Consider the following 24,329-nt stretch of genomic DNA (forward strand, 5'->3'; position numbering starts at 1 on the left):
ACATCCCCCGTTGTAAAAGTGCGACCCGAGGACGCTACGCTATCTTAACCAATTAACCGATCCGCACCGGGATGAAGATCTTGTCGCTGCCGCGCTGGATCAGCAGGGCCACCGACTTGCTGGCCTTGCCCACCATCTCGCGCACCTGCGCCACCGAGTTCACCGGCCGGCCGTTGACCGAGATGAGCACGTCGCCCGGTTCGATACCCGCGATCTCGGCGGCGCCCGATGCATCTTCGATCAACAGGCCAGTCGCGATGCCGCTCTGGCGACGCTCGATCGGCTCCAGCGGCCGCAACGACAGGCCCAGCTTCGCGCTGTTGTCGACAGTGCCGGCCACGTCTTCCACCTGGCCGCGGCGTGGTTTGTCGGCAGCGTCGGCCAGCGTCGCATCGATGCGCACCAGCTTGCCGTCGCGCCAGACGTCCATGGCGATCTTGTCGCCGGGTTTGGCCATCGTCATCATGGCCGGCAGGTCGCCCGACGAGACGATCGGCGTGCCGTTGGCCGTGCGAATCACGTCGCCGGATTTCAGGCCCGCACGTTCGGCCGGGCTGCCACGCTCGACGTTACTCACAAGCGCGCCTTCCACCGATTCGAGCTTGAACGAATCGGCGAAACTCTGGCCGACTTCCTGCACGCCCACACCGAGCTTGGCATGCTGCACCTTGCCGGTGGCGACGATCTGGTCCTTGATGCGCACCGCGAGATCGATCGGGATCGAGAACGACAGACCCTGGTAGCCGCCGGTCTGGCTGTAGATCTGCGAATTGATGCCAACCACTTCACCGCGGGTGTTGAACAGCGGGCCACCCGAGTTGCCCGGGTTAACCGCAACGTCGGTCTGGATGAACGGCACGCTGCCGTCCGAGATGGAGCGACCGGTGGCGCTGACCACGCCGGCGGTGACGGTGCTCTCAAGGCCATACGGCGAACCGATGGCCAGCACCCACTCGCCCACCAGCACCGATTTGGATTTGCCGATCGGCGCCACGGGCAAGCCCTTGGCATCGATTTTCAACACAGCCACGTCGGTACGCGGGTCGGAGCCCAGGACCTTGGCGCGAAACTCGCGGCGATCCTGCAGCTTGACCGTGACTTCGTCAGCGCCCTGCACGACGTGTGCGTTGGTAAGGATGACGCCGTCCGGGCTTACGATGAAGCCCGATCCAGCGCCGAAAACGGGCGCTTCACGACCACCGCGCTCGCCACCGGAGCGCGGGTCCTGAAACTGCTTGAAAAACTCATACAACGGATGGCCCGGGTCGAGGCTTGGCATGCCGCCAGCACCGCCGCCACCACGGGCGGCCGTCTTGGTGCCGCCAACGACGCGGATATTGACCACTGCCTTGCCCTGCTGCGCAGCGATACGCGTGAAGTCGGGCAGCGCCACGGTCGACGACGGTGCGCCCACGGCAGCAGCCGGTGCAGCGCCAGGGGCGGCCGCGACGACAGCCGGCACGCTTGGCGCGGCGGCATTGGCAGTAGCGTTATTGTGATTGACAGCGATGGCACCGACCGCGCCGCCGATGACGCCCGCGGCACACAGGGCCAGCGTCAGGCGTTTGGCAGTGATGGCAGTAACGGCACTTGGGTTCGACATGGATGTGCTCCTGATGAAAATTCGGTAAATCGATGATCGAGATTCGATGAGGCTAGTGTCGCGCAGCCGTCTTAGACCATACTTAAGTTGACAGGCAACACTCCTTAGACACGGCTTAATGCACACGGCTTGCGGCTGCGCAGCACACAAGGCCCGCCAGATAGGCTAAGGGCGCCCCGATGCTGCAGGCGCCCTCCGTTCAAACCGTTACTGCATCATCTGCGCCAATTCAGGCAGCGCGTTGTTCCAGTGCCTGGACATTGTCGCCGCTGATCGTGGTGCCGGCAGCATCGCCGATGGCGATCTTGCGCGGCTTGAGCGCCTCTGGCACTTCACGCACCAATTCGATGGTGAGCATGCCGTTGTCGAACGACGCCGTGGTGACCTTCACATGGTTGGCCAGCTGGAAGCGCTGCTCGAAATCGCGCGCTGCGATGCCACGGTGCAGGAAGGTGCGCTGGGCGTCATCCTTCTGTTTGCGGCCGGTGACGTGCAGGCTGTCACGCTCGGTGATGATCTCGACTTCGTCGCGGGTGAAGCCAGCCAGCGCCATCACGATGCGGTATTGGTCTTCGCTCACCAGTTCGATGTTGTACGGCGGGTAGCTTGGCTGCGACTCGGCGCGTTGCTCGAGCAGGCTGGCCAGGCGATCGAAACCGATAGCGGAACGGTAGAGAGGGGTCAGGTCGTAAGTACGCATGATGTCTATCCTTGTAAAGTTAAGCGATAAGGGTGCGGACCTCAGTTGAGCATCCGCTGGTACCAATCTAATGCCATCGATCGCGAAATCAAGACAAGCAAAATACGGAATTTAAAATATTTTTCCAAATTTTGTTTGCATGATGTATCAGGGAAAATCCAGCCCGACGGGCGGTGCTACACTGCCCGGCTTCCCTTCCCTGCCTTTTCCCATGACCGCATCCCGCACCTTCTTCGCACGCGCTGCCCGTCCGGCGCGCGCTTTGGCCCTGACTCTGGCCCTGCCTGCCTCGGCCCAGCTTCCCGCCGTCGGCGACGCGCCGTATCCCGGCACGATCGCGCTGCATGTCGACGCGAGCAACTTGTCGCAGCAAGTCTTCAGGATGCGCCTGTCGATGCCCGTGCAGGCTGGCCCGATGACGCTGCTGTATCCGCAGTGGGCGCCGGGGAACCACGGCCCGAACATCCCGCTGACCCAGCTCGCCGGCCTGAAATTCCGCGCCGGCGGCAAGCCGGTCGAGTGGAAGCGCGACCCGGTCAACGTGTATGCGTTCCACGTCGTGGTGCCGGAAGGCGCAACCACGCTGGAAGCCGAATACCAGTTCCTGTCGCCGCTCGATACGACGCAGGGCCGCATCACGATGACCGACGACATCCTCGGCGTGCAGTGGCAGTCGGTGGCGCTGTACCCGGCCGGCTACCAGGCGCGCCGCATCACCGTGCAGCCGACGCTGCGCCTGCCCGCTGGCTGGCAGTTCGCCAGCTCACTGGCGGTCGAAGCGCGCACCGGCGACGAAGTGCGCTTCAAGCCGCATGATCTCGACACGCTGGTCGATTCGCCGCTGTTCGCGGGCCGCTACTTCAAGCGCATCGACCTGGCGCCGGGCGCGAAGCAACCGGTGATGCTCAATGTGGTGGCCGACAATCCCGAAAACCTCGAGGCCAAACCGGACCAGATCAAGCTGCACCGCGCGATGGTCGACCAGGCGCTCAAGCTGTTCGGTTCGCACCACTATCGCCAGTACGATTTTCTGTTTGCGATCTCGGACGAATTCGGCGGCATCGGCCGCGAGCACCAGCAGTCGAGCGAGAACGGCGTCAAGCTCGGTTACTTCACCGAGTGGAACCGCAACGAGGCCGGGCGCGAACTGCTGCCGCACGAATTCGTCCACTCGTGGAACGGCAAATTCCGCCGACCTGCGGGCCAGGATGTCGCCAACTTCAACACGCCGCTGCAGAACGAGCTGCTGTGGCTGTACGAAGGCCAGACCCAGTTCTGGGGCAAGGTGCTCGCCGCGCGTTCGGGCCTGGTCTCGCAAACCCACGCGCGCGATGCGCTGGCGGCCGACGCGGCGCGCTACGACGCCACCCAGGGCCGCGACTGGCGCGCAGTGCAGGACACCGTCAACGACCCGATCATCAACGGGCGCCGCCCGATCGGCTGGGGTAACTGGCAGCGCAGCGAGGATTACTACACCGAGGGCATGCTGATCTGGCTCGACGTCGACACGATGATCCGCGAGATGTCGGGCGAGCAGCGCGGCCTGCAGGACTTCGCGCGCGCCTTTTTCGGCATCGACAACGGCAGCACCCAGACCACCTACTACACGTTCGACGACGTGGTGGCTGCGCTGAACAAGGTGCAGAAATACGACTGGGCGCCGTTCCTGCGTGCGCGCCTGGACGGCCACGGCCCGGGCGCCCCGCTCGATGGCCTCAAGCGCGCCGGCTGGAAGCTGGTCTACGGCGACACGCCGAGCGACGCGGCGCGTGGCGCAGAAGATCGCAACAAGACCACCGACTTCACATACTCGCTGGGCTTCCAGGTGCGCGCCGACGGCGGCATCACCGGCGTGATCTGGGACGGCGTGGGCTTCCGCGCCGGCCTGGCGGCCAACACGACGATCGTTGCCGTCAACAACCGCGTCTACAAGGGCGACGTGCTCAAGGCAGCAGTGCGCGCCGCCAAGGATGGCAAGGCGCCGCTCGAACTTCTGGTACGCAAGGGGAACAACCTGCGCACGATCTCGCTCGATTACCGCGACGGCCTGCGCTATCCGCGCCTGGAACGCATTCCGGGTACGAAGGATCGGCTCGAGGTGCTGTTCAAGGCGCTGTAGGGTGGATGGCTGTGCCATCCACGCGTTCAAGGATCGGCCGATCCGAGGCGCACGTTCAAGTAGGGTGGATGGCTCCGCCATCCACGCGCTCAAGGATCGGCTGATCCGAGGCGCACGTTCAAGTAGGGTGGATGGCTCCGCCATCCACGCGTCCAACCGCCGGCAAATCCAACGCGCACGTCACGCTTGACGTGCGACATCCCATTACCCCCTGCTGCCGCATACGCTCGCCAGCATGTCCCATTTTCGCCGCGTCCGCTCTGGCCGGACTTATTTCTTCACACTGGTCGCCTTTCGTCGTCGCCCCATCCTGTGTGACGATGCGATCCGCTTATCCTTGCGCGTTGCACTCGACCGGACGCGCCTGCGGCGTCCCTTCATTATCGACGCCATCGTGTTAATGCCGGACCATCTGCATTGCATCTGGACACTGCCGGATGGCGACACCGACATCTCGACGCGATGGGCACAGATCAAGCACCATGTTTCATTTTCCTGTCGCGATCAATATGACGACATCCTGTCTACCGAGTCACGCCGCCGCCGTGGTGAAGCCGCGATCTGGCAACGTCGTTTCTGGGAGCATCAGATCAGGGATGACGACGACATGACGCGCCATGTCGATTACATTCATTACAACCCGGTCAGGCATGGTCATGTCACCAGTGCAGTGCAGTGGCCGTATTCATCGTTTGGACGGTTTGTGAAGAGTGGGCTATATCTTCCTGATTGGGGTGGCACCGAGGCAGCGCGGACAATGATGCTGGAGTAAGGTGGTGCAGGTTTTTCACCGCTTGGGCATGTGCAATGAATTTTCCGCCAACGATCACCGCGTGGACGGCGTAGCCGTCCACCCTACAGGGGAGCATCGGCCATCCACGCATCGTGCAGCAACGAGGTCGGCTTCGATGACTTCCCGTTCAACATTCCTGCCGTGCGCGAACTGCAATCGATTGAGTTCCACGCTGACGTGACCTTCTTCGTTGGTGAAAATGGCAGCGGCAAGTCGACCATGCTGGAAGCGATCGCACTGGCACTGGGCTTTGGCATCGAAGGCGGCACGCTGAACAACCGCTTGCTGAACACGTCCGGCGAGCACACCCGGCTGGCGGATCACATTCGGATGTCGCGCAGCACGCGCAAGCCCAGGGACGGCTATTTTCTTCGGGCCGAGAGCTTCTACAATCTCGCGACCTACCTCGACGGGATGCCGGAGACCACCGGCTATGGCGGCAAGCAGCTGCATGCGCGCTCGCATGGCGAAGCATTCATGAGTGTGCTGCTCGACAAATTCAGAGGCAATGGCTTGTACCTGCTCGACGAACCCGAGGCGGCGCTCTCGCCCAATCGCCAGCTGGCCGCATTGCGGGCGATTCACATGCTGGTGCAGGAACAGTCGCAGTTCATCATCGTGACGCACTCGCCGATTCTGCTTGTGTACCCTGGCGCGAAGATCCTGGCATTTGACGGCGCCGGCATTGCCGAGATCGCGTATGAGTACACGGAACATTACGCCGTAACGCGCGACTTTTTGAATCACTATCCGCGCCGGCTGGAACAGTTGCTGGCGCCGGATTGAGCATGGTGATTTAACCGGGCGACGCTATTCTCGGTTCATCGAGTGCGGGCCAGGACTACTTCCATTCGCCCCGCTGGTTCACCAGCGTTTTCTTGCCTTCGGTGACCACCAGCCGGCCATCGGCGAACACGGTGTAGTTCACGCGGCCCGAGCGAAATACATAGCCCTGGAAAGCACCGGGCGTGACGCCATCGGCTGCCATTGAATGCATGGTCTTGCCACGCAGCTTGATCGCCTTGCCGGTTTTCTTGCTGGTGCCGGTATAGCGCACGTTGTCGCAGGTGACGTTGCCCTCTTCGCACTGCTGCACGATCCTGACGGTAAAGCCGGACGTTTCCAGCGTCTGCTGCGTGGCGGCGTGGGCCGCGCCAGCGAATGTCATTGCGGCCAGAACAGCGAGGTGGATGGATCGTTTCATGGGTTCCCCTGTCGAGTGTGGACAGCGCAATGATGCCCGATCGGGCTAACCGTACCGTTCGCTGGCGCGCTTTGGGGGCGCAGAGTTTCTTTGAACAATCCATGCAGCGCCGTTGATGACGGCGTCGCGGATCAGTCCGGCGCTGAAGCATCCGGTGTTGAAGCATCCGACCTTGAGGCGTCCGGCCGGGACGCCGCGGCGCGCGCCAGCGCGTGCGACGCAATCGGCACGGTTGCGGCGAGTACTGTCACCAGCGCGCCGATCCTGATCCACCAGGCCGATCCCGGTTGCAGCACGGCGAGGCCGGCCAGCATGAGGCCAAGCGCCAACGTTGCCGCCTTGGTTGCCGCATGCTGCCGCGACAGGGCGTCCGGCAGCCTGTGCAGGCCCAACGCCGCCACTGCGAGAAGTGCTGCGCCGAGAATCATGAGCGCCCAACCCAGGGCCGTCATGGCGCGTCCCGCCCGGGCGCCTCGGCGCGCAGCGCGTTGGCCCAGCAAACGGTGGCGAGAAACGCGATCAGGGCGAAGCCGAGCGCAACGTCCAGGAAAGCCGTATGCCCGGTACGCGCAGCGGCCAGTATGCATGCCGCAAGGGCGCAGGCGCTGAGAACATCGATGACCACCAACCGGTTTGCAGCTCCAGGCAGGCGGCGCAAGGCCGCCAGGACCAGCCACAGTGTCAGCCCAAGAAACACCTCGACCAGTATTGTCATGACATCTCCTCTTGAGCAAAGAGCACCCGCACGGCAACTTCAAACAGATGACGGATTTCCTGCAGCGCCGCCTCATCGGCGCCGTTACCGGTGTCGAGCATATGCAGGCGGATTCGTCCGGCGACGGCGTCGACGTCCACCGCCGTAGTCCCCGGCGTGAGGCAGATCAGGCAGGCCAGTACGGTCGTTGCCCAAGGTTGCATCGGCTGGAACCGGTAGTCGACGAAACCGGGGGCAAAATCATGCGGACCACGCAGGATGCGCCACGAAATTTGCCAACCTGAACGCGCAATGGAGGCAAACAGGTGCCACACGATCAGGAGGCCGGCGGCGATGCGTTTCATGGTGCGGGCCTGGCCACCGGTGGCGCCATCGTGCCGGCGGCCGCCACCAGGAAATCGATGAGCGGCCCCGGCATCAGGCCCATGGCCAGGGCCAGCAACGACAGCGCCCCGCAGCTGGCCCACGCGCCCGCCGGAAGGGGCGCACCCGGCGTGGTGGTGGGCGCCGGGTGCGGTTTCCAGAACGCCTCGATCCAGATCTTGGCCATCGACAGCAGGGTCAGCCCCCCGGTGCATACGGCCACCGCCATCCACAGGTAATGTTCCTGGGCAAACCCTTCACGCAGGATCAGCAGCTTGGCCCAGAAGCCGGACAGCGGCGGCATCCCGACCAGCGCCACCGCGTTCAGCCCAAACAGGCCGGCGAGCGCTCGCTCACTGCGCGCCAGGGCGCCGATTTTGCGCAGGTCGTAGTGCCCTGCCCTGCGGGCGATCATGCCTGCGATCAGGTACAGGTTGGCCTTGACCAGGATGTGGTGGATGCTGAAGAACAGCGCCGCAGCGATCCCGGCGGCGCCGCCAAGCGCCGCCGCCAACAGGATATAGCCCATCTGGCTCACGCTATGGAAGGCCAGTATCCGGCGCAGGTCGTAGTGATACACCGCGCCCATCACGCCCGCAATCATGGTGGCACAGGCAAGCCAGCCCAGGACGGGGGTATAGGCTGGCGCGCCGGCCGGGAAGACTTCATGGAGAACGCGCAGCAAGGCGTAGGCCCCGACCTTGGTGGTCAGGGCCGTAAACAGCGCCAGTACCGGCGGCGACAGTACCGGGTAGGCGGCCGGCAGCCAGAACAAAAAGGGAAAGGCGCTGGCCTTGATGAGCAGCGCAATGATCAACAGCGCGCCCAGCAGCAAGGCCAGCGGATCGTCGCCGCGCCCGGCCAGCGCCATCCCGAGTGCGTGGTAGTCGAGCTGGCCGGTCAGGCCGTACAGGCCCGCCACAGCGGCCAGCAGGACGACCGTGCCGAACAGGTTCAGGACCAGGTACTTCAGACCAGCCTCCAGCTGCGCCGGTGTGCGGCCGGCAACGATCAGTCCGAGGGCCGCGATCAGCATCACCTCGAACCAGACGTACAGGTTGAACAGGTCAGCCGTGGCATAGGCCCCGCACGCGCCGGCCAGCAAGCTATGCACCAGCGGTGGGCCGAACGGCGTGGCCAGCGCGCTGCCCCGGCTGGGCCAGACCAGCACGGCCATGGCCAGCACGGCATTGATGGTCAGCATGAGGGCGGCGGCGCGGTCGATACGAAAGACGATCGCGAAAGGCGCGGCCCAGGCGCCGAACTGCGTTACCACCACCGCGCCGCCGGCAGCGCCATCCAGCAATGCCGCGCAGCACAGCAGCAGGATCAACGCCCCGCCCAGACTGGCGGCACGCTGGCGGCGCGGGCGCCGGGCCAGCGCAACCGTCAGCGCTGCCGTGAACAGCGGCACCAGCACCGGCGCGGCCGCTAGTAGACCACTCATGGCAGTTCCCCGGGGTCACCATCAGGCCTCGGGGGCGGTTCGGCTTGTTCGAGCGCATCGGCATCGGCGCGGTCGTCGTGAGCGGCCAGCGCCAGGGCCAGGGCGATGCCGAAACAGGCAAAGGTGAAACCGATCACGATGGCCGTCAGTACCAGTGCCTGCGGTACCGGGTTGGCCACCGCCGCCAGGGGCGCAACCGCGCCTGGCGCAATTAACGGCGGCGCTGCCTGGCCAAGGCGGCCGGCTGCGAACACGAACAGGTTCACCGCTGCACCGAGCAAGGCCAGCCCCACCGAGATTGCCACCAGGTCGCGCGAGCTGGCCAGGTACAGGCCGGCGGCAGCCACCAGGGTCACGCTCGCCGCCATTGCCCACTCGATCATCGCATGCTCCCCAGCAGCCGCAGGCAGAATCCGCTCAGCGCCCCCCAAACGCACAGCGCCACGCCAAGGTCGAACAGCATCACCGTGGAAAGCTTGAGCGCCACGGCGCCGGCGCCGAGTTCACCCCACAAGTGGGTGAGGAAAGGCTGGCCGAGCGCCAGCGCCGGCAGGCCGCTGGCCGCGGCCAGCGCCAGGCCGAGGGCGCTCAGGCTCAGTGGTCCGAGCGGTAGCCGCGCGCGGGCGGCCGCCGTGCCCCGCACGAGCGCATGGGCGACCGTCGCCGCCACCGCCACCAGCGCGGCAACGAAGCCGCCGCCGGGCGCATTGTGCCCGCGCAGCAGCAGCCATACGGCGGCGGCCAGCATGATCCAGTAAAGGAAGGACACCGTGGTCTCCAGCACGATCGCGCGCCCGGTATTCATCGGCTTGTTCTCCTGGCAGGAAGCGGGCGTGCCAGCGGCCACGTCGCCAGCGCCGCAAGCATGACCACGGCAATCTCGCCAAGCGTGTCAAGGGCGCGAAAGTCGACGATGATGACGTTGACCACGTTGCGTCCGTGCGCATTGGGCACGCTCTGCGCGAGGAAATAATCGGCCATGGCGGCGTCGAACGGCCGGCCGGACAGCGCCAGCAGCACGGCGCCGAGCAGCAGGCCGAACGCCAGTGCGACGCCGGCCCGCCAGGCATCGGCACGTTCTTCGCCCGCCCCGACGCCCTGCCGCTGGTGGTAGCGGCGCAATGCCACCGCTGCCACCACCACGAAGACGGTTTCCACGGCAAGCTGGGTCAGGGCCAGGTCGGGCGCGCCCTGGAACAGGAACACGATCGCGCTGCCGGTGCCGACCGCGCCCGCACCGAGCAATCGGCCGAGCGTGTCCCGGGCCCGCACGGCCAGCGCGGCCCCGAGGATGACGGTAGCGCACCCGACCAGTACGCCGGCAGCGTCGGGGGTGATGGCGGTGAATGGCGCAACGTCCAGGTCGAATGCCCAGGGCACGCAGAGCAGCACCGTGGCGGCGACCGTTGCGACCATGTAGCGACTCAGGCGCCGCGCCTGCAGGGCGCGTGCCAGCACGCCGGCGAGGTGTTTCAGGCCGCGCAGCGCGGCGCCATACGCGGCAGCCGAGCCGGCGCGGTCGAGAAAGCGCAGTCGGTCAAGCCCCCGGTAGAGGTGGTTCCATCCGGCATACACGAGCGCCCCGACCGCCCAGACAATGGCAAAGCTCTCGATGCGAAGCAGCCATTCGGTGTCGAGCGAGACATCGGCGCGTGTCAGCGTGGGGGAGATCAGCCGGGCGGCATCGATCAGCAGCGGTTCGGCCAGTGCAGGAAACAAGCCGAGCACGATGCCGATGCCGGCAAGCGCCAGCGGCGGGACCGTGAGCCGCCATCCACCCTCGTGTGGCGCATGGTCTGCGGGATGGGTTGGCGGGCCAAAAAAGATGCGCACGGTCGCCACGCTGGCGACCGCCACGCCGACGGTGCTCACCAGCAGGCTGGTGCCTTCGACCACCCACAAGACGTCGCTGATCTCCTTGGCGGCCTTCATGCTGTCCTTGGCAACGAAGCCGACCGTAGCCGGCAGACCGGCCATCGACACGCCGGCCAGCAACGCTACCAGCGCAGTGACCGGCATCGCGTGGCGCATCCCGCGCAGCCGGTCGACCAGGCGCGTTCCGGTCGCATGGTCGATATTGCCGGCCACGAAAAAAAGGGGCGCCTTGTACAGCGCATGGGCCAGCAGAAAGGCGACAAAGGCCAGCGCGCCCAGGTCGTTGGGCAAGCCGATGAGCACGGTCAGCATGCCCAGCGCGGAGACGGTCGACCACGCCAGGATGCGTTTCAGGTCGCGCTCGCGGGGCGCGAGCACGGCGCCCCACAAGGCGGTGAGTGTGCCGATCGACAGAAGCGTTCCTTCCCACCATGCAACCGCCCCCATCGCTTCGTCGAAGCGGGCCATCACATACACCCCGAGGTTGACCATCGTCGCCGAGTGCAGATAGGCCGAGACCGGGGTCGGCGCGGCCATTGCGCCCGGCAGCCAGAAGTGAAACGGGAACTGGGCCGACTTGGTCATGGCACCAGCGAGCACCAGCGCCACCCCCGCCTGGAAGCGCGGCTCGGCAAGCACAGCAGGATCGAGGTGCGCCAGGTCGCTCAGCCGCAGTCCGGGCGCAGCCAGCAGGATCAGGACGATCCCGGCAAGCAGCGCCAGCCCGCCGGCGCCGGTGATCAGCAGCGCCTGGCGCGCGCTTTCACGACTGTCGTGGCTGTCATGCTCGAAACCCACCAGCAGGAAGGACAGCACACTGGTCGCCTCCCAGAACAGCAACAGCAACAACAAGTCATCGGAAAGAATTGCCCCGGCCATGGCCAGCGTGAACGCGATGAGCAGGCCCATCAATTGGCCCAGGCGGGCATGGCCGCGCAGATAGCCGGGCGTATACGCGAGCACCGCCGCGCCGACGGCGCACACCAGGAGCAGGAACAGGCGCGCCAGGCCATCGGCGGCAAACCCCAGGCGGATGCCAAGCGGCGCCACCCAGGAAACCGACCAGCTTGCTGGTTCGGCTGGCAGGCCGGCCACCACCGGCAGCAATGCCAGTGGCAACAGCCAGGCCCCGCGGAGCCAGAGCGCCTGCGATGCCACAGGGAGCGCTGTCTGCACCATGGCGGGCGCCTAGCGGGATGACCTATCCTGGTGCATGCGCCGCCCCTGCCACTCGCGCCATGCAACGACCGCCAGTGTGATGGCGACCAGGGGTAATACCGCCATCGCCATGACGGTGCTGTATGGCTGCAATGCATCATGCTGCTGGGCCGCCAGCAACACGTAAGCCATGTAGGCCGCGTACAACCCCAGGAACAGCCCGCCTTCCCAACGAGCAATCAGATTGCCTGTGAAGAAGATGGGCAGGCAAGCGATTGCCACCGCGATCATGACCGGCAGGTCAAATGCGAGCACCGAAGGGGCAACCTCTATCCCCAACGACGTCACCAGCGACGGCAGCCCCAGCACGCCCAGGATATTGAATACATTGCTGCCTACCACATTGCCGACCGCAATATCGCGCTGGCCCCGCAGCGCCGCGATGATCGAGGTGGCCACCTCGGGCAGCGACGTGCCGGCCGCAACGATGGTCAGGCCAATGACGAGCTCGCTAACGCCGAGGTACTGCGCGAAGCTGACGGCCGAGTCCACCAGCCAGGTGGCGCCCAGCACCAGCAGGCCGAGTCCGGCGACAATGAGCAGCAGTTGCATTGCCGGGTGGCTGTCCCAGCCTTTGGACGGGCCGGGCACGCCGTCTGGAAGGCTGGCGTCGTCGGGCCGATGCTGGCGCCGCGACTGGTAGACCAGGAAGGCGGTGTAGCCGATCAGCAGACCCAGCAGCAGGGCGCCATCGCCACGACCGATGCGCCCGTCCAGCGCCAGTGCGAGCAGTAGCAGCGAGATGCCGATCATGAACGGCACTTCCTGGCGCACGACCTGCTGCGCCACGAGCAGCGGTGCAATCAGGGCCGATATACCAAGGATGAACAGGACGTTGAAGATATTGCTGCCTACGACGTTGCCCAGCGCCAGGTCAGCGCTGCCGGACACAGCCGATTGCAGGCTGACGGCCAGCTCCGGGGCACTGGTACCGAACGCGACGACGGTGAGCCCGATCACGAGTGGCGACATGCCGACCGACAGTGCCAGAAGGGAAGCACCGCGCACCAGCGCCTCGGCGCCGGCGACAAGCAGAATGAGTCCGAACAAGAACAAGAGCACGTCCATCATTGGCGCCTCCTTCTCACGTAACACCGGCAATGCTCCTGGCAAAACAAGGCAAAGCAAGGCTTGCCGCTGACGACTCGACGTCGCCGGACCAGCTCGCTTGCTGACTCGCCTGGAGCAGCTTTGCCGCCAATTATAGGACGCTTTGAAGCAGGACGGCACGCACACCCGAATCGATTTTACTACCCACAGCACGACTGTTGCACGGGCCCCGCGCGAGCACAAACGGCCTCACCGTGGCAGCGCGACGCGCCGGCGCGTCAGCCCCGCCGGCCGATGCCAGGCATGGTTTCCCACACCCACAGTGCGGCAAGAATTTGCATGAACCTCGCCCAGAAAGGCGTCCAACCGCGCCTGATATACAAGCAGACCTCACCCGAACAAGCCATGCAGGAACCAGCGCGGCGCCGCATCCTCGCCCGAACCGTTGATGCGCTCGCGGTAGATCCAGTACAGCGCGTGGTCCTTGCCTTCGGCGATGAAATAATCGCGCGTTTGCGTCTGGCTCCACCAACCAGCCTCGATGCGTTCGGGATTGGATGCCACCCGCAACGGCGAGCCATAGAACGGCCGGTGGTCGCGCATAAGCAGCGCGAGCGGCTTGGCCAGCAGCCAGCTTGGCCGGGGCAGGCTTTGCACATCGGGCGGCATCTGCGCGGCGCGCGCCGCCGCGCTCATTTTCTCGTGCACCGGCACCCAGGCGTTGGCGATCTCGGGCCGGTAATCGGCATGCGGCAGCGCCTGCAGCACATTGTCGGTGCCCAGGCGCGCAACCAGCAGTTCGATCATGCGCATGCGGTCTTCTTCGCTGCCACCAGGATCGGGAAACAGCGAGTCGGTCGGCGGCGCCATCGCCTGCAACTGCTGCGCTTCGAGCCGGATGCCGATCACGGGCGCGACAAGTTCGAGCTTGGCCAAGCGTTCGCGCAGCAGCCGCATCAGGTGTTCGTCGCGCCACGTGGGTTCGGCCAGCGCCACTTCGACCGCCGTGGGCGGACAGGCCACCCTGCCCCGCTCGTGCTCGAGCAGCAGCAGGATGCGTTCGACCGCCAGTTGGCGCGCGCACAGCCAGCCCGTCATTTGCAATACCAGGTGGTGGGCGCCGGCCAGCAGCAGGTCGGCATGTTCGAGCCGGTCGAACAGTTCGAGCCGGGCCTGGAACCGTTCGGGCGGCTCGATCCATTGCAAGAGTTCGGGGCTGTGGCCATACGCGGCGTCGAGCATGTCGAGCAGCGCGCGCCCGCAGCGCCGTTGCAGACCGGGCCGGGGCAGGCGCTGCAATTCGTCCAGCCAGCGGCAACCGAGGCCATCGAACCAGGCCGCGAACGGCCGCGCCGGTGGTAGCAGGCTCACCGGCAGGCGATTGAGCCGCCGCACGAGCGAGTCCATCTTGACCGCGCGCCCCGCATTGCGGCGCGCCAGCAACCAGGCGCCGCGCGCGGTGGGCGCGCAGGCAATGCAGCCCGTAAAGCCGAGTGTGCGCAGGTTGGCGCGCACGCGCTCGCACAACTGCCGGATGCCGCCGAACAGGCGCAGGCTGGCGCCGATGTCGAGCAGCAGCGTGGCTTCTTCGGCCAGCGCCACTTGCGGCGTGTACTGCAGCATCGCCATCGCCACTGCCTGCAAGGCCTCGGCCTCGCGCTCGTGGCTGCGCTGGACGATGCGCGCGTCGGGCATCAGCATCAGCACGCCACCACGCCGCATGCCGGGCAGCACGCCTTCGATGTGCGCCGCCTTCGACAAGGCCATCACCCGCTCCTGTTCCAGAACCACGATGCCGGGATCAACCGCAGCACTAGCATCGGCAGCATCGGCGCCATCGGCACCGCCGCCATTGCTGCTGCTATTGCACCAGCGTGGGCTGAAGACTTCGAGCGGTAGCTGGGGCAAATACAGGCCGATCCAGAGGCGCATGGCGTTGCAGTAGTGAAGAACCAAGGGGCAGGAACAGCGGCGCGTCGCGCTGCGGTCCCCGGCGTTTGATGAAGTCGACCGTCATGCCGCCGGCGGCCGGGCGCAGCGCAAGGCGCAGCGGCGCGGGCGACGCATCTTGCGCAGCAGACAGGGGACGGAGCATGAAGAACAGGGTTTCGCCACCCTGCGCCGCCAGGTGCAGGCGGCGCAGGCTGTCACTGCGCACGTGGTTGGCCCAGAACAGCAGCGCACCGCAACTGCCGCTGCGCAAGACCTGCTCGGCCGCCCACAGCGCATCGGCGCTGCGCGTCGAGCGCAGCCACAGCAATTGGGATGGATCGAGGCCCAGCGCGGCCAGCGCCAGCGCCTGGGGTGGATGGGGTGGTTGCAGCAGCACGATGCGGCGCGATGCGCAGGCGGCCAGCGCCGGGCGCAGCAGCCGCATTTCGCCGATGCCGGGTTGTTGCAGCAACAGGTCGACCAGGGTGCCACCGGGCCAGCCGCCGCCCGGCAACTGGCCCGACAAGGTAGCGTGACCCGTGTCGATGCAGCGCGTGTCGGCATGCGCCAGCTGCGAGGCGCGCCACAGCGATGGGTGCAATGCCTCTGGTGCAGCAAAGATGGAAGAAGGATTCATGATAGTGATAACAATGCAAGTACTGTATAAACGTACAGTACTCGTTGAAACGGGGCTTGGCAAGAGCTTTTCATTTTGTCTACATCAAGTCGCTTAGCTGGATTTATGGAGATTAAATGCCGTGCAAAGCGCCCTACGCCCGTAGCAGCACCTTGTAGACCGGCTTTCTGGCGCCATATATATTCTTCGTGTGCCCCGACCATGGAGTTGTCAATGAGCAACGTAATGAGCACCAATACCGATCTTCTGCTCAAAAAAGCCGGCATCATCGAACGCTGCTGCAACCGCGCCCGCGAAGAATACGAGCGCGATCCCACGACGTTCACCGACGACATCACGCGCCAGGATGCGGCCACCCTCAACGTGATCCGGGCCTGGGAAGCGGCGATCGAGATGGGTGACTACGTGATCGGCTGCGCGCGCCTGGGACCAGCGCAGGACGAGCGCGAGGTCATCACGCTGCTGGCCGGGCATGGCTGGATCGCGCCGGTCGTGGCCGAAAACCTCAAGCGCACCGGCGAATTCTGCCGCGCCGAATGGGATTACCAGGCCGCGCCCCTGCCCGCCCTCGTCACGATCATCAAGCGCGGCCTTGGCGATTTCACCGAATACGCAGCAGCGCTGACGAGCGGCGCGCGCGCGATCGGCCAACCCTGACCATGTCTTGTCAGTGCGCCAACGGTGCGCCTGCTGGTATCATGCGCCTCTTTTGGGAGCGGGATTCCCTGGCGCCGGATGCGCCGGGTCGCCGCTTTCGCACTGACCAATCAAAACAACCATGACCCAACAGACCAATTTGCCCGGCTTCTTCAGCCGCTTGTCGATCGCCTTCGGCGCCCTGTTCAAATCACTCGGCGATGCCGAATTCGCCGCGCGCGTGCGCGATGACGGCGTCGGCCCGACCGCTGCTCCGGCACCAGTGCCAGCCCCGGCGCCGGCGCCTGCACCTGTCGTGAAACCAGCGCCAGCACCGACGCCCCTGCGCGCGCCGACGCCCGATTCGGCCCTGCAGCTGCTGAGCCTCTTCCAGCGCGAAGCGCGCCTGATCGACTTCGCCCACGAAAACCTCACCAGCTATTCGGACGCCGACATCGGCGCCGCCGCACGCGTCGTGCACGAAGGCTGCGCGCGCGTGCTGCGCGAGCACTTCACGATCGAGCCGGTGCGCAGCGAAGCCGAGGGTGCACGCATCACGCTGAACGAAGGCTTCGATGCCGCCAGCGTGCGCCTGACCGGCAACGTGGTCGGCACGGCGCCGTTCAACGGCACCCTGAGCCATCGCGGCTGGCGCGCTGCCAGCGTCACGCTGCCGCAACTGGCCGAGCGCCACGATGCGCGCGTGCTGGCCCCGGCGGAGGTGGAACTGTGAACGACATCGTGAACAATCCGTTGAATGACTCGTTGAGCGACCCGTTGAACAACGCGGCCGAGCCGCGCTACGCCATCGGCATCGACCTGGGCACCACCCACAGCGCGCTGTCGTATGTCGACCTGCAGGCCAGTGACGGCGAACAGGCCGTCGACGCCGTGCTGCCCATCCCGCAACTGACCGCGCCCGGCACGATCGAAGCGCTGCCGCTGCTGCCATCGTTCCTGTACCTGCCGCACCCGGACGAACTGCCGGCCGGCGAACGCGCGCTGCCGTGGAGCGACACCGAAGAAACTGCGATCGCCGGTGAGATGGCGCGCAACCGCGGCGCGACCACGCCGATCCGCCTGGTCTCGTCGGCCAAGAGCTGGCTGTGCCACCCGGGCGTGGACCGCCGCGCCGCGATCCTGCCAACGGACGCGCCGGACGAAGTCACCCGTGTGTCGCCACTGGATGCATCGACCCACTACCTGCGCCACCTGCGCCAGGCCTGGAACGCTGCGCACCCCGAAGCACCGTTCGACCAGCAATCGGTCACGGTCACCATTCCCGCCTCGTTCGATCCGGGAGCACGCGAGCTGACGCTGGACGCCGCGCGCCTGGCCGGCTTCACGCCGACCCTGCTCGAAGAGCCGCAAGCGGCGCTGTACAGCTGGATCCAGGGCAGCGGCGGTCGCTGGCGCAAGCAGGTCGCACCGGGCGACATCATCCTGGTGGTCGACGTCGGCGGCGGCACCAGCGACTTTTCGCTGATCGCGATCCTCGAACGTGATGGCAAGCTCGAACCGCACCGTGTGGCCGTGGGCGACCATATCCTGCTGGGCGGCGACAATATGGACCTGGCGCTGGCCCACTTCGTGGCCCGCAAACTCGCGGCCAACGGCACGCAGCTCGACGCCTGGCAGATGCGCGCACTGACCTACGGCTGCCGCAGCGCGAAAGAAGCGCTGCTGGCCGACGCCAATGCGACGACGCACCCGATCGTGGTGCCAAGCCGCGGCTCGAAACTCATTGGCGGCTCGATCCGTACTGAACTCACGCGCGACGAAGTCACCGCCTTCATCACCGACGGCTTCTTCCCGCGCGTGGAAGCCTCGGCGCGGCCGACCGTGCGCGCCCGCGCCGGCCTGACCCAGCTTGGCCTGCCGTATGCGCAAGATGCCGCGATCACGCGCCACCTGGCCGCGTTCCTCGCGCGCCAGGCCGGCGCCACCGCCGAACTCGAAGGTTTCACTGGCCGCGTCACGGCCGACCACACCTTCCTGCACCCAAGCGCAGTGTTGTTCAACGGCGGCGTGTTCAAGTCGGGCATCCTGGCCCAGCGCGTGATGGACACCATCAACGACTGGCTGTACATGGAAGGCGCCGAACCGGCCCGCATGCTCGAAGGCGCCGATCTCGATCTGGCCGTCGCGCGCGGCGCAGCCTACTTCAGCTACGCGCGGCGTGGCGGTGGCGTACGCATTCGCGGCGGCACGGCGCGCTCGTACTACGTCGGTGTGGAGTCGTCGATGCCGGCCATCCCGGGCATGGAGCCGCCACTCGAAGCCCTGTGCGTGGCGCCATTCGGCATGGAGGAAGGCAGCGAACTCGAACTGCCGGGCCAGGAATTTGGCCTGGTGATCGGCGAGCCGGTGACGTTCCGCTTCTTCGGCTCGACCACGCGCCGCCAGGATCGCATCGGCGACGTGCTCGAATTCTGGGGCCCGGACGAGCTGCACGAAATGAACGAGATCCAGGCCACGCTGCCGGCCGATGGCCGCGCAGCAGGTGATGTTGTGCAGGTAAAACTGCATGCGCTGGCGACGGACGCCGGCACGCTCGAACTGCTGGCGGTGGCGCGTGACGGCCAGCGCTGGAAGATCGAGTTCGACGTGCGTACGGCGGCCGGGGTCCAGTGACCTGGCTCGTCGGCATCGATCTGGGCACCACGAACACGGTGCTGGCCTACGGCCGCAATGGCCCGGGCGGCATCGAGTTATTCCAGATCGATCAGTTGGTGGCGCCCGGCGAAGTGGCCGGCGCACCGCTGCTGCCGTCGATGCGTTACCACCCGGGGCCGGACGAACTCGCGCCCGGTGCCCTGCAACTGCCCTGGCAGCAGCCGGACGTCGCCGGCGTCAAGCGCGTTGCGCTGGGACGCCTGGCGCGTGTGCTCGGTGCGGCCACGCCGGGCCGGCTCGTCACGAGCGCCAAGAGCTGGCTGTCGCACGACGGCGTCGACCGCATGGCGCCGATCCTGCCGTGGGGTGTCGACAACGACGTGCCCAAGGTCTCGCCGGTGGCCGCCAGCGCCAGCTACCTTGCACACCTGCGCGCCGCATGGAATGCACGCTTTCCCAAACAACCCCTTGAACGCCAGCAGATCGTGCTCACGGTGCCGGCGTCGTTCGACGAAGGCGCCCGCGCGCTGACGCTCGAAGCGGCCAGGCTGGCCGGCCTGCCACAGGTCGCGCTGCTGGAAGAACCGCAAGCCGCGCTGTACGACTGGCTGTACCGCCATCGCGCCAGCCTGGCCGACGATCTGGGCGATGCGCGGCTGGTGCTGGTGGCCGACGTGGGCGGTGGCACCACCGATTTCAGCCTGGTCAAGGTCGATACCAAGGATGGCGAGCCGCACCTGACGCGCATCGGCGTGGGCAACCACCTGATCCTGGGTGGCGACAATATGGACCTCGCGCTGGCGCACCTGATCGAAGCGCGCATGGCCGGCGCAGACAATGACAATGCACGCACGCGCCTGTCGGCCGCGCGCCTGGCCCAGCTCACGGAACGCTGCCGCGCCGCCAAGGAACAACTGCTGGCCGACGACGCACCCGAGTCGGTCGCCGTCACGCTGCTCGGCGCCGGCAGCCGCCTGATTGGCGCCGCTCGCAAGGCCGACCTGCTGCGCAGCGACATCGAGCGCATCGTGCTCGATGGCTTCCTGCCGCTGAACGCCGCGCAGGACGAACCGACGCGTGCGCGCGCCGGCATCGTCGAATTCGGCCTGCCGTATGCGAGCGACCCGGCCATCACGCGGCATCTGGCGAGCTTTTTGCGCCAGCATGCCGCGGCGTCGCGGGAGGCGCTCGGCCTGGAAGGCGGCGTGACCCCGATTCCGGATACGGTGCTGCTCAACGGCGGCGTGTTCAGGGGCGCAGCGCTGGCCAGGCGCCTGGTCGACACGCTGAGCGGCTGGCGTGGCGCGCCAGTACGCGTGCTGCACAACGAGAATCCCGATATCGCCGTCGCCCGTGGCGGCGTCGCCTACGCGCTGGCGCGCCAGGGTCTGGCGCCGGCGATCGACAGCGGCGCGGCCCGTAACTATTACCTGCTCCTGGACGGCGAAGCACGCGCCGGCCTGCTGCGCGCCGTCTGCCTGCTGCCACGCGGCACGCCGGCCGCCACGGACGTCACGCTGGCAAACCGCAGCTTCGCGCTGCGCGTCGGCCGGCCGGTGCGCTTTCACCTGGTCTCGACGATTGCCGATGCCGGCGCGGCGCCACAGGCCGGTGACCTGGTCGATCTCGACCTGGCCGACGTGGTGCGCCTGCCGCCGATTGCGACAGTACTGCGCGCCTCGAGGTCCAGCACAACAGCCGAGATTCCCGTGCATCTGGTGACGACGCTGAGCGAAACCGGTTCGCTCGAAGTGCATTGCGTCGCCGAAGACGGCGGCGGGCGCTGGCAACTGGCGTTCCAGTTGCGTGGCAATAGCGATGATGACGGCGATATCGACGCACAGGACGAGGCCCTGCCCGCGAACCTGGACGCGGCGATCGACAAGATCGAGCGCGTGTTCGGCGCCCGCTCGAAACAGGTCGAGCCGAAGGAGGTCAAGCAACTGCGCGCTGGCCTCGAACACCTGCTCGGCCCACGCGAAAGCTGGACCACGCCGCTGCTGCGCCGCCTGTTCGACGCCCTGATGGCGCGCGCAAAAGGCCGGCGCCGCTCGGTCGAGCACGAGCGCGCGTGGCTGAACCTGGCCGGCTACAGCCTGCGCCCCGGCTTCGGCCACCCGCTCGACGAGTGGCGCATGGAGGGGCTATGGGCCCTGTTCGAAGCGGGCGTGCAGCACCACAAGGACAGCCAGGTGCGCGCCGAATGGTGGACGCTGTGGCGCCGCGTGGCCGGCGGCCTGTCGCTCGACGCGCAACTGCGCGTGCTGGACGATTTCGCCTTCAACCTGCAGGCCGATGCCGCCGAGCGTGGCCGGCGCCCCGTCACGCTGGTCGACGGCAGCGAAGAAGACCTGCTGCGCGTGGGCGCGTCGCTCGAACGCATCCCGTCGGCCTACAAGGCCGAGATCGGGGAATGGCTGTTCAAGCAGATCGCCGACATCCCCGCCGGCGGCAAGCTCGATGCCCGCGCCAGCGCGCGCTACGGCCGCTATCTGTGGGCGCTGGGCCGCGTGGGTGCGCGCCAGTCGTTCCAGTCGAGCGCGCACGAGGTAGCGCCGCCCGACGTGGCCGAGGGCTGGCTGCGCCAGCTCCTGCTGCTCGACTGGCGCAAGGTGGAGCCGGCCGGCTTTGCCGCCGCCCACATCGCGCGCATGACGGGCGACCGTTCGCGCGACATCGATGACGCGGTGCGCGGCGACGTGCTGCGCCGCCTGGCCGCCAGCGGCGCGCCAGCGGCGTGGATGGCGATGGTGCGCGAGGTCGTGGAACTGGATCAGGCCAGCGAAGCGCGCATGCTGGGCGATGCGCTTCCGCCGGGGCTCAAGCTGCTGCGCTGAACGCGGTCGATCGACGCATCACGCTTCCAGCTGCCCGATCAGGATCAGTGAGACCGGCTTGCCGGTACGTGGATGCAGCGGCTCGCGCATGGCGGTGACCCGCAGCCCGTTTGCTGCGAACAGCGCGACCCAGCTTGCGATTGTGCGGAAGTACCACGGCGGCGCATCGGCGAAGTCGCTGGAAAACCCAGCCCAGCTGCCGGCGCGCCAGCCGTCGACATACGGCGCATCGCCGCACGCCATGAGGGGATGCACCGTCTGCACGACCAGCGAGCCGCCCTCGCGCAGATAGGTCGGCGCCGCGCGCAGCAGGCCATCGACCGCCTCGTTGCCGATCAACGAGAAATTGCAGACCGCGACATCGACCGCCAGCGCCAGCCTGCCCCGCGCGATCTGTTCGAACGACAGCACGCAAAAGTCGCCGCCGCCAGCGGCATTGGCTTTCTCGACCAGTGCGGCAATCGCATCGACACCGACCATCGCCACGCCAGGCAGCGCGCGCACCAGCCAGCCTTCGCCGCAACCGAGATCGATGCCGGTGGCCGGATCGAGGCTGCGCACTGCATCGACGATGGCGGCGTTGGTGACCAGCGTGCGGGTTTCAATCTCACCGCCGCGCACGGCGGTGGTCCAGGGGTCGACGTTGCGCGACCACGCGTCAAGAACAGCAGCATCGGTAAGACCTGGCATCGGCTCCTCCTGTCATGACACCATTATGCCGCAGGTAATCATGGCACACGGTGAACGACAGCCATCCACAGGATCGGATAGACTGGCCGCCGACTCCGCCAACGCACCCGCCCCTGCCGCCCATGAAACCATCGCAACACCTGCCCATCCTGCTCGTCGCCGTCCTCGCTGCCGCCATTACCTTCGCGCTCATCAAGCGTCCGGCTGACGAAGCGCCCACACCGCCGCCGCTGGTGTCGCTCGAGAAGATGGGGCATCTGGTGTCGCTCAAGATGAATTATTCGGACGTGATCGAATTCACGCAGCCGAATGCCGTGGACATCCCGTGGTCGCAATGGGAAGTCCGGCTTGGCAGTACCCGCGTGCTGCTGGTGGCGCGCGGCGATTGCACGCTGGCCACCGATCTGCGCCAGGCGCGCTACGAAGACATCGACAACACGGCGCGCACGCTGACGGTCGTGCTGCCGGCGCCCTCGCCGCTCCAGGCGCGCATCAACCACGAACCGCGCGACAAGGGTGGCTCGTACTTCTATGCGATCACCGACCAGGGCTTGCAGGCGTTCATTCCATCGGCGCAAACGCGCACCACGGCCATGAACAACGTACTGGCCACGGCGCAGAAAGCGGTGCAGGCCGCATGCAGCCAGCCAACGATACTGAATACCGCGAGGGACAACGCCGCCACCGTGATGCAGGCCACGCTGCTGGCCACCGGCTGGACGCCGACGGTCGTGTGGGAGGCAAGCACCGGGCAGGCAAAGCCCGTTACGACGCCATAATCTGTTGTAAAAAATTCCCACTTAGAAACAAAAGATTACACCTGCGATGACGCAACCGGCCTGACCCTTCGTGTAAAATCGTCTGAGCAGGTTATCGGAACAAATCAACTATATAGAGGTGACAACACCATGCGCGTCTTCCCATCCAGCGGAAAAACCCTTGTCTTTGCTCTCGCGGCAACCGTTCTTTCCACCAGCGTCTTCGCCCAAACCTGGCCAAGCGACACCGTGACCGTCGTCGTGCCATGGCCGGCAGGCGGCCCGTCGGACATCGCGGCGCGCCCGCTGGCCAAAGGCTTGACGACCGCACTGGGCAAGTCGTTCGTCATCGATAACCGCGGCGGCGGCGGCGGCAATATCGGTTCGGCAGCGGTCACCCGCGCCAAGGCCGATGGCCAGACCATGCTGATCACCTCGAGCGCACCAATCGTGATCAACCCGAGCCTGTACAAGAAAATGGCGTTCAACCCGGCGACCGACCTGATCCCGGTCACCAACCTGCTGCGCGCGCCGCTGGTGCTGGTTGCCCACCCATCGGTCCCGGCCAAGAACGTCAAGGAACTGCTGGCACTGATCAAGTCGAAGAACGGCCAGTTCTCGTATGCATCGGCAGGTAACGGTACCCCGCAACACCTGACCGGTGAAATTTTCCGCGGCGTGACCAAGCTCGACATGGTCCACGTGCCCTACAAGGGTTCGGCACCGGCGATTTCCGACCTGCTGGGCGGCCACATCCCGATCATGTTCGACAGCACCATCGCGATCATGCCGCACATCAAGAGCGGCAAGGTCAAGCCAATCGCCATTTCGGGAAACAAGCGTTCGCCGCTGCTGCCGGACGTACCAACCTTCGCCGAAGCCGGCCTGCCGATCGAATCGTATGCGTGGTACGGCATGTTCGTGCCAGCCAAGACGCCGAAGGCCGTGGTCGACAAGATCAACGCCGAAACGCAGAAGGTCATGAAGTCGCCTGACTTCCAGCGCGTGCTGGCCGATACCGGCACCGAATACGTTGGCGACACGCCTGAGAACTTCGCCAAGTTCGTCCAGGCTGAGACCACCAAATGGTCGAAAGTCGTGAAAGACAGCGGCGCAACCGTCGACTGATTGTCAGC

General features: G+C 66.3%; 23 protein-coding genes. 9 read left to right on the top strand and 14 right to left on the bottom strand.

Annotation, left to right across the window (positions count from 1 at the left end):
* Positions 1 to 52: 52 nt before the first annotated feature.
* Positions 53 to 1,603 (bottom strand): Do family serine endopeptidase, encoded by a 1,551-nt coding sequence (locus tag NX775_RS06310; protein WP_258835223.1) that lies wholly within the window; start codon positions 1,601 to 1,603, stop codon positions 53 to 55.
* A gap of 229 nt (positions 1,604 to 1,832) precedes the next feature.
* On the bottom strand, positions 1,833 to 2,303 hold the full coding sequence (locus NX775_RS06315) for an Hsp20 family protein (protein ID WP_183555607.1): 471 nt from the start codon (positions 2,301 to 2,303) through the stop codon (positions 1,833 to 1,835).
* A gap of 211 nt (positions 2,304 to 2,514) precedes the next feature.
* Between NX775_RS06315 and NX775_RS06320 the strand changes: the two genes are divergently transcribed.
* The 3 genes from NX775_RS06320 to NX775_RS06330 all read left to right on the top strand — a co-directional run bounded on the left by NX775_RS06320 (position 2,515) and on the right by NX775_RS06330 (position 6,001).
* Entirely contained in the window at positions 2,515 to 4,422 is a 1,908-nt protein-coding gene (locus NX775_RS06320) for a M61 family metallopeptidase (RefSeq protein WP_258835224.1), read from the top strand.
* Between the two features lie 235 nt (positions 4,423 to 4,657).
* Positions 4,658 to 5,194 (top strand): REP-associated tyrosine transposase, encoded by a 537-nt coding sequence (locus NX775_RS06325; protein ID WP_258835225.1) that lies wholly within the window; start codon positions 4,658 to 4,660, stop codon positions 5,192 to 5,194.
* A gap of 162 nt (positions 5,195 to 5,356) precedes the next feature.
* Positions 5,357 to 6,001, top strand: a complete 645-nt coding sequence (locus tag NX775_RS06330; protein WP_343828989.1) for an AAA family ATPase — start codon at positions 5,357 to 5,359, stop codon at positions 5,999 to 6,001.
* Positions 6,002 to 6,056: 55 nt separating this feature from the next.
* Here NX775_RS06330 and NX775_RS06335 read toward each other — a convergent pair whose 3' ends face one another.
* The 11 genes from NX775_RS06335 to imuA all read right to left on the bottom strand — a co-directional run bounded on the left by NX775_RS06335 (position 6,057) and on the right by imuA (position 15,656).
* Positions 6,057 to 6,419: a hypothetical protein gene (locus NX775_RS06335; RefSeq protein ID WP_258835226.1), complete on the bottom strand. Its 363-nt coding sequence runs from the start codon at positions 6,417 to 6,419 to the stop codon at positions 6,057 to 6,059.
* A gap of 131 nt (positions 6,420 to 6,550) precedes the next feature.
* Complete coding sequence (locus NX775_RS06340; protein WP_258835227.1) at positions 6,551 to 6,871, bottom strand: monovalent cation/H(+) antiporter subunit G; 321 nt, start codon at positions 6,869 to 6,871, stop codon at positions 6,551 to 6,553.
* Positions 6,868 to 7,134, bottom strand: a complete 267-nt coding sequence (locus NX775_RS06345; RefSeq protein WP_258835228.1) for an MrpF/PhaF family protein — start codon at positions 7,132 to 7,134, stop codon at positions 6,868 to 6,870. The genes NX775_RS06340 and NX775_RS06345 overlap by 4 nt, the downstream gene beginning before the upstream one ends.
* Entirely contained in the window at positions 7,131 to 7,478 is a 348-nt protein-coding gene (locus tag NX775_RS06350; protein WP_258835229.1) for a Na+/H+ antiporter subunit E, read from the bottom strand. The genes NX775_RS06345 and NX775_RS06350 overlap by 4 nt, the downstream gene beginning before the upstream one ends.
* Positions 7,475 to 8,944, bottom strand: coding sequence for a proton-conducting transporter transmembrane domain-containing protein (locus tag NX775_RS06355; RefSeq protein WP_258835230.1), 1,470 nt, complete (start codon positions 8,942 to 8,944; stop codon positions 7,475 to 7,477). Before NX775_RS06355 ends, NX775_RS06350 begins: the two co-directional genes overlap by 4 nt.
* Positions 8,941 to 9,327: an NADH-quinone oxidoreductase subunit K gene (locus NX775_RS06360; RefSeq protein ID WP_258835231.1), complete on the bottom strand. Its 387-nt coding sequence runs from the start codon at positions 9,325 to 9,327 to the stop codon at positions 8,941 to 8,943. The genes NX775_RS06355 and NX775_RS06360 overlap by 4 nt, the downstream gene beginning before the upstream one ends.
* Positions 9,324 to 9,749, bottom strand: coding sequence for an MnhB domain-containing protein (locus NX775_RS06365; RefSeq protein ID WP_258835232.1), 426 nt, complete (start codon positions 9,747 to 9,749; stop codon positions 9,324 to 9,326). The genes NX775_RS06360 and NX775_RS06365 overlap by 4 nt, the downstream gene beginning before the upstream one ends.
* Positions 9,746 to 11,998, bottom strand: coding sequence for a hydrogen gas-evolving membrane-bound hydrogenase subunit E (gene mbhE, locus NX775_RS06370; protein WP_258835233.1), 2,253 nt, complete (start codon positions 11,996 to 11,998; stop codon positions 9,746 to 9,748). Before mbhE ends, NX775_RS06365 begins: the two co-directional genes overlap by 4 nt.
* Positions 11,999 to 12,007: 9 nt before the next feature.
* Positions 12,008 to 13,108, bottom strand: coding sequence for a calcium/sodium antiporter (locus tag NX775_RS06375; RefSeq protein ID WP_258835234.1), 1,101 nt, complete (start codon positions 13,106 to 13,108; stop codon positions 12,008 to 12,010).
* 369 nt (positions 13,109 to 13,477) lie between these two features.
* Positions 13,478 to 15,019, bottom strand: a complete 1,542-nt coding sequence (locus NX775_RS06380; RefSeq protein WP_258835235.1) for a Y-family DNA polymerase — start codon at positions 15,017 to 15,019, stop codon at positions 13,478 to 13,480.
* Entirely contained in the window at positions 14,949 to 15,656 is a 708-nt protein-coding gene (imuA, locus tag NX775_RS06385; protein WP_183555614.1) for a translesion DNA synthesis-associated protein ImuA, read from the bottom strand. The genes NX775_RS06380 and imuA overlap by 71 nt, the downstream gene beginning before the upstream one ends.
* A gap of 213 nt (positions 15,657 to 15,869) precedes the next feature.
* Between imuA and hepT the strand changes: the two genes are divergently transcribed.
* The 4 genes from hepT to NX775_RS06405 all read left to right on the top strand — a co-directional run bounded on the left by hepT (position 15,870) and on the right by NX775_RS06405 (position 21,745).
* Entirely contained in the window at positions 15,870 to 16,313 is a 444-nt protein-coding gene (hepT, locus tag NX775_RS06390; RefSeq protein ID WP_258835236.1) for a type VII toxin-antitoxin system HepT family RNase toxin, read from the top strand.
* 121 nt (positions 16,314 to 16,434) lie between these two features.
* Positions 16,435 to 17,025: a DUF2760 domain-containing protein gene (locus NX775_RS06395; RefSeq protein WP_183555618.1), complete on the top strand. Its 591-nt coding sequence runs from the start codon at positions 16,435 to 16,437 to the stop codon at positions 17,023 to 17,025.
* Between the two features lie 5 nt (positions 17,026 to 17,030).
* Positions 17,031 to 18,926 (top strand): Hsp70 family protein, encoded by a 1,896-nt coding sequence (locus NX775_RS06400; protein ID WP_258835980.1) that lies wholly within the window; start codon positions 17,031 to 17,033, stop codon positions 18,924 to 18,926.
* Positions 18,923 to 21,745, top strand: coding sequence for an Hsp70 family protein (locus tag NX775_RS06405; RefSeq protein ID WP_258835237.1), 2,823 nt, complete (start codon positions 18,923 to 18,925; stop codon positions 21,743 to 21,745). The genes NX775_RS06400 and NX775_RS06405 overlap by 4 nt, the downstream gene beginning before the upstream one ends.
* An 18-nt stretch (positions 21,746 to 21,763) precedes the next feature.
* Here NX775_RS06405 and NX775_RS06410 read toward each other — a convergent pair whose 3' ends face one another.
* A complete protein-coding gene (locus NX775_RS06410) occupies positions 21,764 to 22,435 on the bottom strand; it encodes a class I SAM-dependent methyltransferase (RefSeq protein ID WP_258835238.1) in 672 nt (223 codons plus the stop codon).
* A gap of 122 nt (positions 22,436 to 22,557) precedes the next feature.
* Here NX775_RS06410 and NX775_RS06415 point away from each other — a divergent pair, with 122 nt between their 5' ends.
* Positions 22,558 to 23,214 (top strand): DUF4230 domain-containing protein, encoded by a 657-nt coding sequence (locus tag NX775_RS06415; RefSeq protein WP_258835239.1) that lies wholly within the window; start codon positions 22,558 to 22,560, stop codon positions 23,212 to 23,214.
* A gap of 129 nt (positions 23,215 to 23,343) precedes the next feature.
* Positions 23,344 to 24,321, top strand: coding sequence for a Bug family tripartite tricarboxylate transporter substrate binding protein (locus NX775_RS06420; RefSeq protein ID WP_258835240.1), 978 nt, complete (start codon positions 23,344 to 23,346; stop codon positions 24,319 to 24,321).
* Positions 24,322 to 24,329: the final 8 nt, after the last annotated feature.

Origin of the sequence: Massilia aurea, from assembly GCF_024753205.1 — a bacterium.
Taxonomy (GTDB): domain Bacteria; phylum Pseudomonadota; class Gammaproteobacteria; order Burkholderiales; family Burkholderiaceae_D; genus Telluria; species Telluria aurea.